The organism is Shewanella sp. SACH, from assembly GCF_001887095.2.
GTDB classification, from domain to species: domain Bacteria; phylum Pseudomonadota; class Gammaproteobacteria; order Enterobacterales; family Shewanellaceae; genus Shewanella; species Shewanella baltica.
Genome location: NZ_MPDG02000004.1, coordinates 93367 through 110030, shown reverse-complemented (window position 1 = coordinate 110030; position 16664 = coordinate 93367). Strand labels below are relative to the sequence as shown.

General features: G+C 49.3%; 12 protein-coding genes. 3 read left to right on the top strand and 9 right to left on the bottom strand.

The genetic code is table 11. From position 1 onward, the window contains the following. Position 1 precedes the first annotated feature (1 nt). The 4 genes from ctaD to lexA form a co-directional block, all read right to left on the bottom strand. The gene (gene ctaD / locus BM607_RS16005; RefSeq protein WP_006084616.1) at positions 2 to 1594 is read right to left on the bottom strand and encodes a cytochrome c oxidase subunit I; all 1593 of its coding nucleotides are present in this window, start codon (positions 1592 to 1594) and stop codon (positions 2 to 4) included. 9 nt (positions 1595 to 1603) lie between these two features. Further along, entirely contained in the window at positions 1604 to 3160 is a 1557-nt protein-coding gene (coxB, locus tag BM607_RS16000; RefSeq protein WP_071940325.1) for a cytochrome c oxidase subunit II, read from the bottom strand. A 402-nt stretch (positions 3161 to 3562) separates the two neighbouring features. Next, positions 3563 to 4075, bottom strand: coding sequence for a SulA-like leucine-rich domain-containing protein (locus tag BM607_RS15995; protein WP_006079607.1), 513 nt, complete (start codon positions 4073 to 4075; stop codon positions 3563 to 3565). Next, a complete protein-coding gene (lexA, locus tag BM607_RS15990; protein ID WP_071940326.1) occupies positions 4072 to 4692 on the bottom strand; it encodes a transcriptional repressor LexA in 621 nt (206 codons plus the stop codon). Before lexA ends, BM607_RS15995 begins: the two co-directional genes overlap by 4 nt. A gap of 160 nt (positions 4693 to 4852) precedes the next feature. Here lexA and plsB point away from each other — a divergent pair, with 160 nt between their 5' ends. The 3 genes from plsB to BM607_RS15975 all read left to right on the top strand — a co-directional run bounded on the left by plsB (position 4853) and on the right by BM607_RS15975 (position 9455). Then, entirely contained in the window at positions 4853 to 7276 is a 2424-nt protein-coding gene (gene plsB / locus BM607_RS15985; RefSeq protein ID WP_006079610.1) for a glycerol-3-phosphate 1-O-acyltransferase PlsB, read from the top strand. Continuing rightward, complete coding sequence (gene mtr, locus BM607_RS15980; protein WP_071940327.1) at positions 7276 to 8532, top strand: tryptophan permease; 1257 nt, start codon at positions 7276 to 7278, stop codon at positions 8530 to 8532. Before plsB ends, mtr begins: the two co-directional genes overlap by 1 nt. A 149-nt stretch (positions 8533 to 8681) precedes the next feature. After that, on the top strand, positions 8682 to 9455 hold the full coding sequence (locus tag BM607_RS15975) for a VOC family protein (RefSeq protein WP_071940328.1): 774 nt from the start codon (positions 8682 to 8684) through the stop codon (positions 9453 to 9455). 79 nt (positions 9456 to 9534) lie between these two features. On the opposite strand, the gene BM607_RS15970 is transcribed toward BM607_RS15975, so the two are convergent. The 5 genes from BM607_RS15970 to BM607_RS15950 all read right to left on the bottom strand — a co-directional run bounded on the left by BM607_RS15970 (position 9535) and on the right by BM607_RS15950 (position 16600). Then, the gene (locus tag BM607_RS15970; RefSeq protein WP_071940329.1) at positions 9535 to 10704 is read right to left on the bottom strand and encodes a ribonuclease T2; all 1170 of its coding nucleotides are present in this window, start codon (positions 10702 to 10704) and stop codon (positions 9535 to 9537) included. Between the two features lie 208 nt (positions 10705 to 10912). Then, positions 10913 to 14062: an efflux RND transporter permease subunit gene (locus tag BM607_RS15965; protein WP_071940330.1), complete on the bottom strand. Its 3150-nt coding sequence runs from the start codon at positions 14060 to 14062 to the stop codon at positions 10913 to 10915. A gap of 9 nt (positions 14063 to 14071) precedes the next feature. After that, a complete protein-coding gene (locus tag BM607_RS15960; protein WP_071940331.1) occupies positions 14072 to 15613 on the bottom strand; it encodes an efflux RND transporter periplasmic adaptor subunit in 1542 nt (513 codons plus the stop codon). A gap of 21 nt (positions 15614 to 15634) precedes the next feature. Next, the gene (locus tag BM607_RS15955; RefSeq protein WP_071940332.1) at positions 15635 to 15895 is read right to left on the bottom strand and encodes a heavy metal-binding domain-containing protein; all 261 of its coding nucleotides are present in this window, start codon (positions 15893 to 15895) and stop codon (positions 15635 to 15637) included. A 267-nt stretch (positions 15896 to 16162) separates the two neighbouring features. Beyond that, positions 16163 to 16600: a hypothetical protein gene (locus BM607_RS15950; RefSeq protein ID WP_071940333.1), complete on the bottom strand. Its 438-nt coding sequence runs from the start codon at positions 16598 to 16600 to the stop codon at positions 16163 to 16165. Positions 16601 to 16664 lie beyond the last annotated feature (64 nt).

Genomic DNA, 16664 nt, shown 5'->3' with positions numbered 1-16664 from the left:
TTCATTTCACCTCAGGTGGTGTCGTGAAGGAGTGATAAGGCGCTGGGCTTGGCAATGTCCACTCTAAACCCTCGGAACCTTCCCAAGGTTTAGCGGGGGCTTTCTCGCCGCCACGGATGCACTTGATCACTAACACTAAGAAAATCAATTGTGATAAGCCGAAGGCGAAGCCACCAATCGAAACGATTTGATTAACATCGGCAAATTGAATCGAGTAATCGGGGATACGCCTTGGCATACCCGCGAGCCCAAGGAAATGCATCGGGAAAAACAGCACATTGACCGAAATCACCGAACACCAGAAATGCCATTGCCCCAGTCGCTCGTTGTACATGTGCCCCGTCCACTTAGGTAGCCAGTAATAGGCCGCCGCCATGATGGAGAAAATCGCCCCAGTCACGAGCACATAATGGAAATGCGCCACCACAAAATAGGTGTCGTGGTATTGGAAGTCGGCTGGCGTAATGGCGAGCATTAACCCCGAAAACCCGCCAATGGTGAAGAGTATGATAAAGGCCACGGCGAACAACATAGGGGTTTCGAAGCTGAGTGAACCGCGCCACATAGTCGCGACCCAGTTAAACACTTTCACCCCCGTTGGCACCGCAATCAACATAGTGCAATACATGAAGAACAGCTCGGCAAACACTGGCATACCTGTAGTGAACATGTGGTGCGCCCACACGAGGAACGACAGAATTGCAATACTGGCCGTGGCATAAACCATTGATGCATAGCCAAATAATGGTTTGCGGCTGAAGGCGGGTACTATGGCGGAGATGATGCCAAAGGACGGCAAAATCATGATGTAGACCTCAGGGTGGCCGAAGAACCAGAAAATATGCTGGAACATCACAGGATCGCCACCGCCAGCCGCTTCGAAGAAGCTAGTGCCGAAAAACTTATCGGTCAGTACCATAGTCACAGCGCCCGCGAGTACTGGCATCACAGCGATCAGCAGGAATGCTGTGATAAGCCAAGTCCACACAAACAGCGGCAGCTTCATCCATGTCATGCCGGGCGCACGTAAATTCACTATGGTTACAATCACATTGATTGCACCCATGATCGAACTTATCCCCATGATATGAATAGAGAACACGAAGAGTGCCGTGCTGTCAGGACTATAAGTGGTAGACAGTGGCGCGTAGAAGGTCCAACCAAAGTTAGGTCCGCCGCCTTCCATAAACAGCGAGCTGAGTAGGATGGTAAAGGCGAAGGGTAAGATCCAAAAACTCCAATTATTCATCCGTGGCAGCGCCATATCGGGCGCACCAATCATCATAGGGATCAGCCAGTTTGCAAGCCCAGTAAAGGCGGGCATTACTGCGCCGAATACCATGATCAGCCCATGGACTGTAGTCATTTGGTTAAAGAAGTTGGGCTCGACCAATTGTAATCCTGGCTGAAAGAGTTCAGCGCGGATCACCATGGCCATAGCACCACCGGTTAAAAACATAATGAAGCTGAACCATAAATACAAAGTACCAATGTCTTTATGGTTGGTGGTTAGCACCCAGCGCATGATGCCCTTTGGCGCACCATGATGATGGTCATCATGGGCTGCGGTTTGATCTTGAGTCGTTGTGCTCATCATAATCCCCTACTGTCCATGGCTTGCGATATCAGCAGGTTGCACTGTATCGCCGGTATTGTTGCCCCAAGCATTGCGCTCATAGGTAATGACTGCTGCGAGTTGCTGTGGGCTGAGTTGTTTGCCAAATGCCTGCATAGCCGTGCCCGTTTTGCCGTGCATCACAATATCGAGATGATTGGCGACGGGCCCAGTGGCGATAGCACTGCCAGCGAGGGCGGGGAAGGCAGGTGGTATGCCAGCTCCCGTTAACTGATGGCAGGCCGCACAAGTGGTGGTGTAGACAGTTTCACCTTCGGCCATCAGTGCCTCATGGGTGAGCGTGGGGAGACTCGCCGGATCGACTATGGTTGCGGAGTCGACAACTGCTGCGGGCTCAGTTGTAGATGCGGGAGTTGGGGCCGTGTTTGCTGGTGTGGTAGCAGGTGCCTGTGTGCCAGCACTGCCGTTTATGTGCTCATTGACATCTTTGGCCTGCACAGCATCGCCAGTATTATTGCCCCAAGCATTACGCTCATAGGTAATCACAGCGGCAATTTCTTGTGCGCTCAATTGCTTGCCAAAGGCTTGCATAGCCGTACCTGTTTTACCGTTGAGTACGATTTCAAGGTGGCCGCTGAGCGGTCCTGTTGCTATCGGACTGCCTTTGAGGTGTGGGAATACGCCTTGTAAACCCCCGCCATTGGGCTGGTGGCAGGCTGCGCAGTGCCCGAGGTAAACTTGCTCACCTTGAGTCATCAGATCCTCTTTGCTAAGGGTCTGTGATAAAGCGGCTTGAGCGGCTTCTGCCGCCGCGCCTGCGGCTTGTTTCTGCTCCGTCACCCAAGCTTCAAACTCGGCTTCGGGTATGGCTTGCACTACGATCGGCATAAAACCATGGTCTTTACCGCAAAGTTCGGCGCATTGACCACGGTAAATACCGGGTTTGTCGATGCGAGTCCAAGCCTCATTGATAAATCCTGGGTTGGCATCTTTCTTCACGGCAAAAGCAGGTACCCACCATGAATGGATGACATCTTCAGAGGTCATCAAAAAGCGGATTTTGCGATTTATCGGCAGTACGAGCGGCTTATCGACTTCCAATAGGTAGTGTTCACCCTTGGTTTCGGTACCGTCGATTTGGGCTCTAGGGGTTGCGAGTATGCTGTAAAAATCAATGTCTTGATCGAAATAGCTGTAATGCCATTTCCATTGGGAACCCGTGACTTTAACGGTCAGATCGGCGTCGCTGGGATCTTCCATCGCAATTAAGGTTTTTGTCGCAGGAATCGCCATTAAGATCAAAATGATAAATGGCAGAATCGTCCAAGCGATTTCAACTTTAGTGCTTTCGTGAAAGTGGGACGCGACAGCGCCTTTGGATTTTCTGTGGTTGATCATGGCGTAAATCATCACGCCAAAGACCACAAGGCCAATGGCGCAGCAGATATACAAGATGGTCATGTGCAAGTGATAAACCTTGCCACTGATCTCGGTTACGCCAGGGGTCATGTTGAACCGCATGTCCGCGGCGGCCAACGGTGGTGCGAATAACACCACGAGTAAACAATACAACAATTGCTTCACAAGACTTCTCCTCTGCCAATTGCGAATAGCAACTACAAAGAAGAGCAACACAGTAAGTCTCAACTCTATGCAAACTCTTCAGTTCCCAAAAAAGCTTTTTTGACTTCAACGTGCGTTGGCGGCTGTTACTTTTAATTAAGTATTATTACTGCTGGTATTAGCCACGCTGGCACATACGACTGAAATAAATCTGTTCTCTATTTTTAGTGGCATTTTGAACGCGATAACGGCTCGATTTATTTGCCACGGGCGGCGATATATCATCGCCGACTAAACCAACCATACTTGCTGTTTAAATATTGATCAAGATCACTTATTTATCTAATTGTCTGAAAAATTGCCAAAAAAAAGCCTCACATTCATAGGCGAGGCGGCTTTCAAGGTAAAAAATTAAATGAATATTTAATGCACAGCGCTAAAAAAAGATTGTTGGCCGAAGAGGCTACCTTGCTCAATGCGTACGTCGCCATGTAAGTGACTGTTTACGTCTTCTAGCACTATGCCCATGGCGCGGGCACTTTTAGCGACAATTTGTAGGCGACGATTATCGCGTGCATCCAATGATTGGGTCCAAGTAATAACCGCACTGGACGTACCACTTGTTAAGGCTTTTTCCATCGCCCACAGGGTTTCGACTTCATCTTTAGCGTGCACCAGCAAGACTCTATCCATACGCACGCCAGCGTTGGCGAGCATTTGTTTGTAGCCAATACTCGGTGGGTTGATGAGCACTAACCAACGGCCCTGTTGGCTTAACTGGGCGAGTTGCGCGCTCAGATGAATTAATTCTTGGCGACCTTGAGTCTTCGTTGGCATGCAGGCGATAGGTGCATGGTGCCAGTCATAGTCAGCATCACGGACTTCATCGAGCCACAAGCCCGGATGGCGGGGTGCATTGCCAAGTAGTTTGTTCATAGCCAATCTCCATTACGGATCACACCGACGGCGAGTCCTTCAATTGTTAAACTTTGATAGCCTAAATCCACTTTAATCGGGGAATAGTCTTCATTTTCGGCGTGTAGATAGACCACATTACCTTTTTTTTCGAAACGTTTAACAGTGACATCGTCGTCGACTCTAGCGACAACCACTTGACCATTTCTAGCTTGTTGTATTTTATGAACTGCCAGCAAATCTCCTTCGAGAATGCCGATATTCTTCATGCTGTCGCCTTTAACCCGCAGTAAAAAATCGGCGGCGGGATGGAACATGCTTGGGTCGACTTGGTAGTACTGTTCAACATGTTCTTGGGCGAGAATAGGTTCGCCAGCGGCTACTTGACCGATAAGCGGTAAACCTGTTTCAGTTACTTCTTCGACTTCCGCAGTCAGACGAATGCCCCGCGATGTGCCTGGCATGATCTCAATGCAGCCCTTTTTCGCCAACGCTTTAAGATGCTCTTCAGCCGCATTGGCGCTCTTAAAACCTAAACGGGTCGCGATTTCTGCCCGAGTGGGTGGCATGCCAGTATCGGCAATATTTCGTTTAATTAGCTCTAAAATTTCAGCTTGGCGTGGCGTCAAAGGTCTCATGGTGTTTCCTGTTTTTCTATACAGTCACTGTTAGTATATACAGTATTATTTGCAGCGCAAGTATTAACCACTTTTTAGCTATGTTGGAGAGAATTAGCGAATATTACCCATAGTCTGGTATTCTACCGGGCTAGTAAACGTACTTAATTGCATAAGAATAATGCCTAAACACGACTCTCTTTGGTTGAAATCATTACGCTGGATCCAAAAACACTTAGTGCACACTATTGTTGTGCCTCAGGATCCCTTTGCCGATCTGAATCTGGATGCCTCCAGACCCCTTGCTTATGTGATGAAAACGGAATCGCTGAGTGACATCGCTGCCCTGAGCGAAATTACGGCTAAGTTAGGACTGCCGAGCCCCTATGAGCCTTTAGTGGCAAATGGTGTGATTGCGCCTCGGGTTGTCTGCCTTCAAGGGCGTAAGCCGCTGTTTGGTGAGCGTGCCGGTAACGAGCCTTTCCTCGAATGCTTTATGCGTTTATTGGCCGTGCATAAGGAACGCCCTGAATTAGACATTCAACTGGTGCCCGTGAGCCTGTATTGGGGCCGCACGCCAGGAAAAGAAGATGACACTATGAAGGCGGCTGTGTTTGAGCGGGAAAACCCGACTTGGCTGCGCAAGTGCTTGATGATTTTGTTCTTAGGTCGACATAACTTCGTACAGTTTTCAAATGCCGTATCTCTGCGATACATGGCCGACGAACACGGCACTGACATGGGGATCGCCCATAAGTTAGCGCGGGTCGCGCGGGTGCATTTCCGTCGTCAACGTAAGGTGATGACTGGACCTGTGTTGCCAAATCGCCAAGCACTGTTTCATTCGCTGCTCAAATCCGAGTCGTTGCGTAAAGCGATTCAAGAAGAAGCGGCCAACAAAAAGATTTCTGAGACCCAAGCGCGCGAGACGGCTATTGAGTACCTTGATGAAATCGCAGCAGATTACTCAGATAGTTTAGTGCGTATTGCCGAGCGTTTCCTAACTTGGTTGTGGAACAAGCTTTACAGCGGGATCAACATCAAAGGCGCCGAGCAAGTTCGCCAGTTGCACCATGATGGCCACGAGATTGTCTATGTGCCTTGCCATCGCAGCCACATGGATTACCTGCTGTTATCGTATATTTTGTATTATCAAGGCATGGTTCCGCCGCACATTGCTGCTGGTATTAACCTCAATTTCTGGCCCGCTGGACCTATGTTCCGTCGCGGTGGTGCCTTCTTTATCCGCCGTAGTTTTAATGGCAATAAACTGTACACCGCAGTATTCCGTGAATATTTAGACCAACTGTTTGCTAAAGGTTATTCGGTGGAATACTTCTCCGAAGGCGGCCGCTCACGTACCGGTCGTCTATTGGCGCCAAAAACCGGCATGATTGCTATGACGATGAACAGTGTGCTGCGCGGTATCGAGCGTCCGGTAACATTGGTGCCTGTGTATTTAGGCTATGACCATGTGATGGAAGTGGCGACGTACCATAAAGAGTTAAGTGGTAAGAAAAAGAAAAAAGAATCTGTGTGGCAGGTGTTTGGTGCGATTCGCAAACTTGGTAATTTCGGCCAAGGTTATGTGAACTTTGGCGAGCCGATTACCCTGCAAAACTTCTTAAATGAGCGCGCGCCAAACTGGCGTACTGAGTTGGCCGATGATCCTGAGCAAAAACCAAGCTGGTTAACGCCAGCGGTAAACGTGCTGGCGAATCGAGTGATGACAAATATTAACGATGCTGCAGCGGCGAGTTCGGTGACCTTGACGAGTTTAGTGTTGCTGGCGACAGATCAAAATGCCTTAGAACGCAGTCTGTTGGAGCGTCAGCTTGATCTGTATCTGACCCTACTCAAAAAAGTGCCTTACACTACTTATACTTCGGTTGCCGAAGGTGATGGTAAGCATTTAGTGCAGCAAGGTTTAGAGCTGAACAAGTTTGTTGTTTGTGCCGATCCTTTAGGTGAAATCGTGTCTATCGAGGCGAGTCAGGCTGTGTCCATGACTTACTATCGTAACAATATCATCCACTTATTTATTGTACCGTCATTAATTGCGAGTTGTTTAACGCATAATGAGCAGATCCCGCGTCAGCAAGTGGTGTCAATCGTTGCCGATTTTTATCCACTGCTGAAAGCCGAACTCTTCATGGGCATTAAGGATGTACCTGCCTATGTCAATCAAGTGCTGGATTTCTTCATTGAACAAGGGTTAGTGGTTGAGACTGATACCTTAACCGTCGTGCCTGAGCACACTAGCCAACTATTATTGTTAGCCAGTTCAGTAAGCGAGACTCTGCAACGCTATGCCATTATTTTCAATCTGTTAGCGAACAGGCCTAAGATGGAGCGCTCAGAACTTGAGTCTGAGAGTCATCTACTCGCCCAGCGTTTAGGCGCTTTGCATGGCATTACCGCGCCTGAGTTCTACGATAAGAAACTTTACGGCACCTTGAGCGTTAAGCTCAAAGAATTGGGATATCTGGCGGATAACCAAGATAAGTCCAATATCAATCGCATACGAGATCAAGCCAATAGCTTATTACGTCCGTCAGTGAAACAAACGATAGTGGCGAGTGTCACCGCGGAGCATACAGTTTAATGGCAAATCATATGAATGCGGCTAAGCATAAGCCCGCAGATAAGTCCTTGCTCGGCGGCGCCATGATTATTGCTGGCACGACCGTAGGTGCTGGGATGTTTTCTCTGCCCGTGGTCGGTGCAGGTATGTGGTTTGGCTATTCGATTTTAATGTTATTGGGCATTTGGTTTTGCATGTTGATGTCGGGCTTATTGCTGCTCGAAACCAATTTGCATTTCGAACCGGGTGCTAGCTTCGATACTTTAAGCAAGCAAACCTTAGGGCAGTTTTGGCGGATAGTGAACGGCGTTTCTATCGCTTTCGTGCTGTATATTTTGACTTATGCCTATATCAGCGGTGGTGGCTCGATTGTGAATCACAGCTTGCAGGGCATGGGAATTGAGTTACCGCAAAGTGTTGCTGGGCTGGTGTTTGCCATAGTGTTGGCTAGTATCGTATTGATCAGCACTAAGGCCGTGGATCGCATTACCACGATTATGCTCGGCGGTATGATCATTACCTTCTTCCTTGCAATCGGCAATTTACTGATCGAAATCGATGTGACTAAGTTGCTCGAACCCGATGGTAATAGCAGCTTTTCACCTTATCTGTGGGCGGCGCTACCCTTTGGTCTTGCCAGCTTTGGCTACCATGGTAACGTTCCCAGCTTAGTGAAGTATTACGGCAAAGATTCCACCACCATTATCAAGGCGATTTTCGTCGGCACCTTTATCGCGCTGGTGATTTATGCCTGTTGGTTAGTGGCGACTATGGGCAATATTCCCCGCAGCCAGTTTATCGATATTATTGCCCAAGGCGGCAATATGGGGGTCTTGGTGGGCGCTTTGTCTGAGGTGATGGCGAGTAGCTGGTTGAACAGTATGTTGACCCTGTTTGCTAACTTGGCCGTGGCTTCATCTTTCTTAGGGGTGACCTTAGGTCTGTTTGATTATCTCGCCGACTTGTTTGGTTTTGACGATTCGCGCTCGGGCCGGATGAAAACCGCGTTAGTGACCTTTGTGCCGCCGACGATTTTAGGATTACTGTTCCCCGACGGCTTCTTAGTGGCGATTGGCTTTGCGGCATTAGCGGCGACAGTGTGGGCGGTAATCGTCCCGGCGCTGATGGCCTATAAATCACGGCAGTTATTCCCCGACAGCACAGGTTTTAGAGTGATAGGCGGTACGCCGCTGATTATTCTTGTGGTGTTATTTGGCATAGTCACGGGTGCTTGTCATCTGCTCGCGATGGCAAATTTACTGCCGCAATATTCCTAATTTGTTTCGATGATTTAAGCCCTCTGCGTGAGGGCTTTTTTGTATTTAGCGATTGAGTTTTAATCCTGCAGATCTTTTTTATCCCGACACTGGACAGAAGCCCGAACTCAGGCTTAACTCGAATGATTGTAAAAACGAAGGAGCAAATGATGAAAATTACTCAGTACGCACAAGGACATGCATGTTGGGTTGAACTCGCAAGCCACGATTGGCAAGCTGCTAAGACATTCTACCAAGCGTTATTTGGTTGGGATTCAGTTGACATGCCAATCCCAGAAGGTCATTTTTCGCTATTCAATTTAGCGGGGGATGATTTAGGTGCCATGTACCAAATCCCCGAGTCAGAGTCGCAGATCCCTAGCCATTGGCGTGTCTACTTTGCCGTTGATGATATGGATGCCAGCATTGCAGCGATTCAAGCGGCGGGTGGCCAAGTGCACATGGGGCCGCATATTGTTGCTGATGCGGGCGTGATGGCGCAGGTGAGCGATCCACAAGGCGCACGTTTTGCGCTGTGGCAAGCGAAGAATCATATCGGTTCTCGCCGTCAGGGTGAACTCAATACCCTTTGCTGGGTTGAGCTGGCATGTAAAGAACCACGCACTGAAGAAGCTTTTTACTGCAAAATATTCCCTTGGACTAACTCGCCCAGCGACATGCCGGACATCGAATATTCTGAGTGGCAAGTTGATGGTCAATCCATCGGCGGCATGATGACCATCATGCCCGAATGGGGCGATATCTCTCCCCATTGGCTGCTTTATTTTGCAGTAGCCGATTGCGATGCATTTGCAGAAAAAGCCCAAGCGTTAGGCGCGCAAGTGTGCATTCCGCCCAGTGATATCCCCGATGTGGGCAGATTCTCTGTAATAGCCGACGCCCAAGGCGCCACCTTTGCGGTGATCAAGCTTAATCAGATGTAAGGCCATATTTAGGACGAGTCACATTTAAGATTAAAAACAGCGACACTCAGTCGCCGTTTTTATGTGTCTAACCATCTGTTTAATTAGCATTATCAATCATGATTGTCTCAGGGCAGGAGCCTCTGCCTGCCTTGTTAGCCTTGGCGAGTAGGCTAGGCAAGGAGTCTGAGGCTTTAATGACCTCGGGCAAATTAATGCGGATTTCACTCAGTAATCCCTTGCCACATTCTAGGCTCATTTTAGCGTGAGCACCTTGACCAAAACTGCTGTCAAAACTTTGTTTTAACTCACTTTTACTGACAGTCTTACCTATGTTGTCATGAATAAATTTTTGTACCCATGCCGAGGCATTGACCGCTTGGGTCAGCTGGGTTGCCAATAAAAAGTACTCGTTAGGGTCTTGGCTACGGCAAGTGCCGTGTTTCCACCATTCGTGGCGTTCTAAACAGGTGCCATATTGGGCGCTTGGCATGACTTCTTCTAAATTTTTGCGCACCGATGGATTCAGTTCAAACTCAGGATAAGAACAGAAATCATTCGGCTGCAGTTTGACTGTGCTGCAATAGCCATAACGTGTGCCGCATTGTTGTTTATTCGGCCACAGCCCGTGCAGGCTGAAGTGTTGCCACTGGCTCGATTCTGGCGTTTGGCTGAGTGCGCGGCATTCGGCTTTGCGGCGGCCATAGAGTTCACAAAAGGTGCTTTGCCAGCTTAATGCCAGCACGTTGGCGTCAAATTCACCGCCGATTCGGCATTGATCCCCTTGGCGTTTCTCTGGTGTGCCATGCTCTTTAAGGCCGTCTCGGCTTTTGGCTTTGATATCCGATGCTGTAGTGGTTTGCGCGGGTTCTACCGCTGTTGCAGGTGTCGGTACATTACTGCCTGCAACATTGGAAAGATACTGACCACAAGCGCCACTGATCCACCGCATGGGAGACTTCACTGCGTTGGTGCGCACTCGCAGCCAATCAGGTTTAGCGCTGTTGCCGAGGATTTCGAGTACCGGATAGCGCTCACCAATATTGCTCTGCCATTGATCTGGATTCGTCTGCTTATTTTTCGATTGAAATAGCTCACAGCGTTTATCGGCAACGAACTCACCGGTTGCGGGCGCGGCAAAGGCAGGTGCTGCTGAAATGATTAGCGCAGCGCATAAACCGAACGCCGCAAGTAACGTACGCGATAGGCTTTTAAGGGAAAGTGCTTGCGGCCATATCCGGCGGATGGTCAAACAAAATGGCTTGGTCATGTGATGGAATCCTTTCTGCTGCAGTAAGTCGGGTCAATCCTGTGGTGCGCTAAGTTAATGGTACACATAAGCGTTATAAACTAAGAGGCTTATTTTACTCAGAGTGTTGTGTGGCACTGCTGCTAAATTAGATTTTTAATCTGATTGAATGAAAAATCCCCTCAAACCTTAATAGCTTGAGGGGATTTTTATGGGTGCTCTCTTGCCGTTAACTTACGTGCGCAGGATCTTTCTTTAATTTACGCGAGTAAATCAGTAGATAGAGTGCGGGTAGGACAAATAGCGACAGTATGGGCGCTGTGACCATGCCGCCGACCATAGGTGCGGCGATTTTTTGCATCACATCGTTACCCGAACCTGCGCCCCACATTATGGGCAGAAGGCCGAAGAAGATGGTCGCCACTGTCATCGCTTTGGGGCGGATCCGCATGACGGCGCCTTCAATCAAGGCTTCTTTCAAGTCATTGACGCTGTGGTAATTATCTTTTTCTTGCCTGTGCTTGATGGCGTTATTGAGATACACCAACATCACCACCCCAAACTCGGCTGCGACACCCGCTAAGGCAATCATACCGACAGCAACGGCCACTGAGATGTTGTAATCCAGTAGATATAACAACCAAGTACTGCCGACCAATGCGAAGGGGAGGCTTAGCATAATAATGCTGGCCTGAATGGTGGAGCCGAAGGTCATCATCAGCAGGATGAAGATGACGGCTAATGCCATAGGGATCACTTGTTTAAGCTTAGCATCGACCCTTTGCATATATTCGTACTGACCCGCAAAGCTATAGCTGTAACGGGGTGGGACGACGAGTTCGGCATCTAAGGCAGTTTTCGCGGTGGCGATATATTCACCGATAGATGTGCCCTCGATATCGATAAACACCCAAGAGATTAAGCGGCCATTCTCACTCTTTAACATAGGCGCGCCATCGTTAATTTCGATGTCGGCCAAGTTACGTAGCGGCAGATAATGCCCCGACTTAGTGATCACGGGCAGCTCGCGCAGCTTCTCAATATTGTCGCGCAGTTCACGGGGATAACGCAGGTTGATTGGATAACGTTCGGCGCCTTGTACCGACTCACCAATATCCATACCGCCAATGGCATAACGCACCACATCTTGAATATCCTGCAACGTCATACCGTAACGAGCGGCCACATCCAGTTTAGGACTGATATCGATATAACGGCCGCCGCCACTGCGTTCGGCGTAGGCCGATTTGGTGTGTGGCACTTTGCTTAAGATAGCTTCAATCTTAGTGCCAATGCTTTGCAGTTCGTTGACATCGGCTCCAGTGATCTTGATGCCGACAGGGGTTTTGATCCCCGTCGAGAGCATGTCGATACGGGTTTTGATGGGTTGCACCCAAGCATTGGTGAGTCCCGGTACTTTTACGGTTTGCTGCAGCTGGGCAATGATGCCATCTAAGGTCATGCCTTCACGCCATTCGTCATGGGGTTTAAGCATGATAGTGGTTTCAAGCATGGTCAGCGGCGCGGGATCGGTCGCGGTTTCGGCGCGTCCTACCTTGCCAAACACGCGGGCCACTTCGGGCACGGTTTTGATTAAACGGTCGGTTTGCTGTAACACTTCGGCGGCCTTGCTGGCACTGATGCCGGGCAATGCCGTTGGCATGTAGAGCAAATCGCCTTCTTCGAGTGCGGGCATAAACTCGCTGCCCATGCGGGTCATAGGATACCAAGCGCTGGCCAGCGCGACTAAGGCTAACATCAGGGTGACTTTAGGGAATTTCAGCACCAGTTTTAGTGAAGGTTGATAAATCGCGATCAAGAAACGGCTGATGGGATTGCTGCGTTCGCTGGGGATTTTGCCGCGAATAAAGTAACCCATCAAAATCGGCACTAAGGTAATGGATAAAAAGGCCGCCGCTGCCATGGCGAAGGTTTTAGTGTAGGCCAGTGGCGCGAATAATCGACCTTCCTGCGCCTCGAGTGCAAACACAGGTACAAAGCTTAAGGTAATAATAATCAATGAGAAAAATAGCGCAGGGCCGACTTCAATCGACGCTTCGGTGACGATGCGCCAATGTTCTTTCGTATCGGGTTCGCGATCATGATCCGCTTTAAAATGCTCTAAATGTTTGTGCAAGTTTTCGATCATCACAATCGCGCCGTCCACCACGGCGCCGATGGCAATGGCGATGCCGCCAAGGCTCATGATATTGGCGTTAACACCCATTTTATTCATCACGATAAAGGCGATAAGGATGGATAGCGGCAAGGTGATCACGGCCACGAGTGTGGAGCGCGCATGCAGTAAAAACAGCAAACAGACTAAGCCGACCACCAACATTTCTTCGACGACTTTGCTAAACAGGTTGTCGACGGACTTAAGAATCAAGTGGGATCTGTCATAGGTTGGGATAATCTCAACCCCATCGGGCAGGCCAGCTTTGAGTTCTTCGAGTTTTGCTTTCACCGCATCAATTGTCGCTAAGGCGTTTTCGCCGTAACGCATCACTACAATACCGCCAACGACTTCACCTTCACCGTCGAGTTCTGCTATGCCGCGGCGTGAGGCTGGGCCTTTACGCACAGTGGCAACATCTTTGAGGGTTAAACCTGTGCCAGAAGGACTGGTGATACCAAGGGGGATTTCACGAAAATCCTCTAGCGTCTGGCGATAGCCTTTGGCGCGCACCATGTACTCGGCTTCGGCCATCTCGATCACTGAGCCGCCGGCTTCGCTGTTGGCTTTATCAATGGCTTGTTTAATGGTGGCGATATCGAGCTTATAGATCGCCATTTTGTCGGGCTCAAGCACTATCTGATAGGTTTGCTCCATGCCGCCAACGGTGGCGACTTCAGAAACACCCGCCACGCTTTGCAGCTCTAGCTTGAGGTACCAATCCTGCAGACTCTTGAGTTGCGATAAATCTAAATTGCCGGAGCGATCGACCAGCGCATATTCAAACACCCAACCAACGCCAGATGCATCTGGGCCGAGGGAAGGTTGCACATTTTGCGGTAAACGGCTGCTGATCTGACTCAGGTATTCGAGCACCCGTGAGCGAGCCCAGTAAATGTCGGTGCCATCTTCAAAAATCACATACACGTAAGAGTCGCCGAACATGGAATAACCACGCACGGTTTTGGCGCCGGGGACGGCTAACATGGCGGTCGACAAGGGATAAGTCACTTGTTCTTCAACCAATTTTGGCGCTTGACCCGGATAAGGGGTTTTAATGATCACTTGCACATCGGATAAATCCGGCAGCGCATCGAGCGGCGTTTTCCGCAGCTCCTGTACGCCCCAAACAGTGATCATGATGGCGATAATCAACACCATAAATCGCTGCCTGATGGACGCTTCGATAATATATTTCAACATAACGCGCTCCTAGTGCTGATGACCGCTGCTTAAACGCATTAAACTGCCCTTGAGGCTAGCCTCGGAGTCGAGTAAGAATTGCCCCGAAATCACCACTCGTTCACCTTCATTCAGGCCTGAAATAATCTCGGCCTTACCTTGGCTCATCATGCCGACGGTTACGGCCTTGGCGGTAAAGCTGTCGTCGGTTTGCTTGACGATCACGCGGTTTTCTTTACCCGTTTGAATTAAAGCTTCCTGCGGGATCACTAGCACATCTTTATTCGGGCCACCGAATAGTGAGACTTTGGCGAGGGTTTTAGGTCTTAAATCTACCTCGGTATTGTTGAGCACTACTCGTACTCGCAGGCTGCGAGTGACAGGATCAAGCTCAGGGTAGATGTAATCGATCGTGCCTTCGATGCCGCTGATATTCATGGCGGGAACGGCAATTTCGGCCTTCTGACCTTTGGCAATCCAGCTTTGCTCGTTCTCAAAGACGTCGGCAATCACCCAGACTTTAGAGAGATCCACCACAGACATGACTTCGGTCGACGGCTGAATATACATGCCATCGCGAATGTCGAGGGCTTTCACTATGCCGTCTTCTTTGGCGTAGAAAGGTACCCGATATTGGGTTTGATGTGACTCGGCTAATTGTTTGATTTGCCTGTCGTTAAAACCAAGGAAGGATAAGCGTAAGCCCGCATTGCGCACCAAATCTTTGTAGCGGCCTTGGCCGTTTGCTTTGGCGGTGTCCATCGCAAGCAAGTAGTCATCTTGGGCGTTGATTAAATCGGGGGAATAGATCTCGTAGATCAGCTGGTCTTTCTTGACGGTATCACCCACGGATTTGATCATCAGTTTTTCAATCCAGCCAGTAACGCGGGCATGGATATGGGTGATTTGGCTTTCGTCATAGTCGATTTGACCGACGGTTTCGACAAATTTCCACAGTGTGTCGCGTTCAACCTTGGCGACTTTGAGTGCCAACGCTTGCTGCATGCTGCCGGATACATTGATGTTAATTTCTTGGGTATTACCGCCCGTTTCGACCTTTTCTAAGTTCATACCGCAGATAGGGCAAGTGCCGGGTACGTCACTGATAATGTGGGCATGCATAGGGCAAACGTACTTGATTGTTGTCACATGATTTTGGGCTTTAACTAAACTGTCGGCCTTAGGTGTTGGGGTATCGAATACCTGACTCGCAGCTTTGGCGGCAGAGGTTTGCCCATTTTCAGAGGTTTGGTGATCTGCGGCTTGATGCTGTGCATGCTCGGCCGCAGGGTTCGCGGCATCGAGTTTCTCAACTAAAAACATATTGCACTTAGGGCAGCGACCGGGCTCATGGCTGATCACTTCGGGATGCATAGGGCAAGTGTAGGTTTTAACTTGATTTAACGGGTTATTCTTTGGCGCAGTTGCAGAGTTTACTACCGCTTCGGTCGCCGTGGGCTCTTGTGTGTTAGCCAGCTGGGCATGGCTCAACCAAGGCGTACTGATGAGTAAGCTACTCAAGATCAGTACGGCCTTAGGGGCCTGCTTTTTTACTGTATTAAATTGGTTCATATGCCTCATCTCCAGCCTAGCTTAGTGGTGTTCGTGCGCGTTGTGCATCGTACCTTCAGCCGTTTTTACTTCCGTCGCCTTTGGCTCTAAGTCCATGCCACATTTAGGGCAAGTATCGCCTTTATTGCCAGTCACTTCGGGGTGCATAGGGCAAACATAGTTTTGTGCTTGTTGCTGAGGATTTGCATTGTCGTGTTGATGTTCGTGCGGCGCAGCCGTGGCAAACACGCTAGTGCTGGTCAGCAAGAATGCGATTAAGGCGAGATTAGTTAGTGTTTTCATATTATTCACTCCATCGGATTAACGGCCGAATATGAGCGCATAAACGTCTGTGAGCACAGTGGTTCAAAGCAGTTAGCTTCGATAGACGGATTGATGCCACAACTTGGCATTCAGCTCAGTTATTAACGTTTTGCTAGACTCGGGTGCACGATTTAACGATAAGGCACCACAATAAACGGCTAAATTTGGCGTTAGCTTAGGGCTAACTGAATTGTCGTTTTAGCTTGGCTTCTTGAGGGCGATTTGCCCATTAAGCGCAAAGTAGGCCTAGGCTATCGGAGGTTTAAAGGCCGAAGACAAAGAGATCGAGTGGAAATGAGGCATAGGAGTGGCCATTGCAGTATCGCTCATGCTCACACTTGGCCAGAGGTGTGGGCTGAATAGAGTGCCAGCGACTGAAATCGTCAAACAATGACCACAATCATTTGAACATGATGTGGTGCCATCACAGCAATGCTGTTTCGCGCCGGGAAGCATTTTATCGTTGCAGCAATCCGCGTTGGCCATTGAATGTGAGTCAGTAAGGTTCTCTGTGTTCATCTGCGTCATGGCAGCATGGTGCATTTGGGGGGAAGCTTCATGATTCATCGCACTCATATCCATAGTGTGCGGCACCATGGCGTGACCATTAGACACAACACTTTGCCCGACGAGTGCGAGTAAAGTGAACATGACTAAAAAGTAACGACCGAGTGTGTGATGCATAAGTATTCCAAATGATGAACGGCTCGAGTCTAGCATAGAGGCATTATGCTGTAATGATTTAACT

Excerpts from the sequence above, each read along its gene's own strand:
- ctaD (WP_006084616.1), bottom strand. The coding sequence starts at position 1,594 with ATGAGCACAACGACTCAAGATCAAACCGCAGCCCATGATGACCATCAT.
- BM607_RS15995 (WP_006079607.1), bottom strand. The coding sequence starts at position 4,075 with ATGAACAAACTACTTGGCAATGCACCCCGCCATCCGGGCTTGTGGCTC.
- lexA (WP_071940326.1), bottom strand. The coding sequence starts at position 4,692 with ATGAGACCTTTGACGCCACGCCAAGCTGAAATTTTAGAGCTAATTAAA.
- plsB (WP_006079610.1), top strand. The coding sequence starts at position 4,853 with ATGCCTAAACACGACTCTCTTTGGTTGAAATCATTACGCTGGATCCAA.
- mtr (WP_071940327.1), top strand. The coding sequence starts at position 7,276 with ATGGCAAATCATATGAATGCGGCTAAGCATAAGCCCGCAGATAAGTCC.
- BM607_RS15975 (WP_071940328.1), top strand. The coding sequence starts at position 8,682 with ATGAAAATTACTCAGTACGCACAAGGACATGCATGTTGGGTTGAACTC.
- BM607_RS15970 (WP_071940329.1), bottom strand. The coding sequence starts at position 10,704 with ATGACCAAGCCATTTTGTTTGACCATCCGCCGGATATGGCCGCAAGCA.
- BM607_RS15965 (WP_071940330.1), bottom strand. The coding sequence starts at position 14,062 with ATGTTGAAATATATTATCGAAGCGTCCATCAGGCAGCGATTTATGGTG.
- BM607_RS15960 (WP_071940331.1), bottom strand. The coding sequence starts at position 15,613 with ATGAACCAATTTAATACAGTAAAAAAGCAGGCCCCTAAGGCCGTACTG.
- BM607_RS15955 (WP_071940332.1), bottom strand. The coding sequence starts at position 15,895 with ATGAAAACACTAACTAATCTCGCCTTAATCGCATTCTTGCTGACCAGC.
- BM607_RS15950 (WP_071940333.1), bottom strand. The coding sequence starts at position 16,600 with ATGCATCACACACTCGGTCGTTACTTTTTAGTCATGTTCACTTTACTC.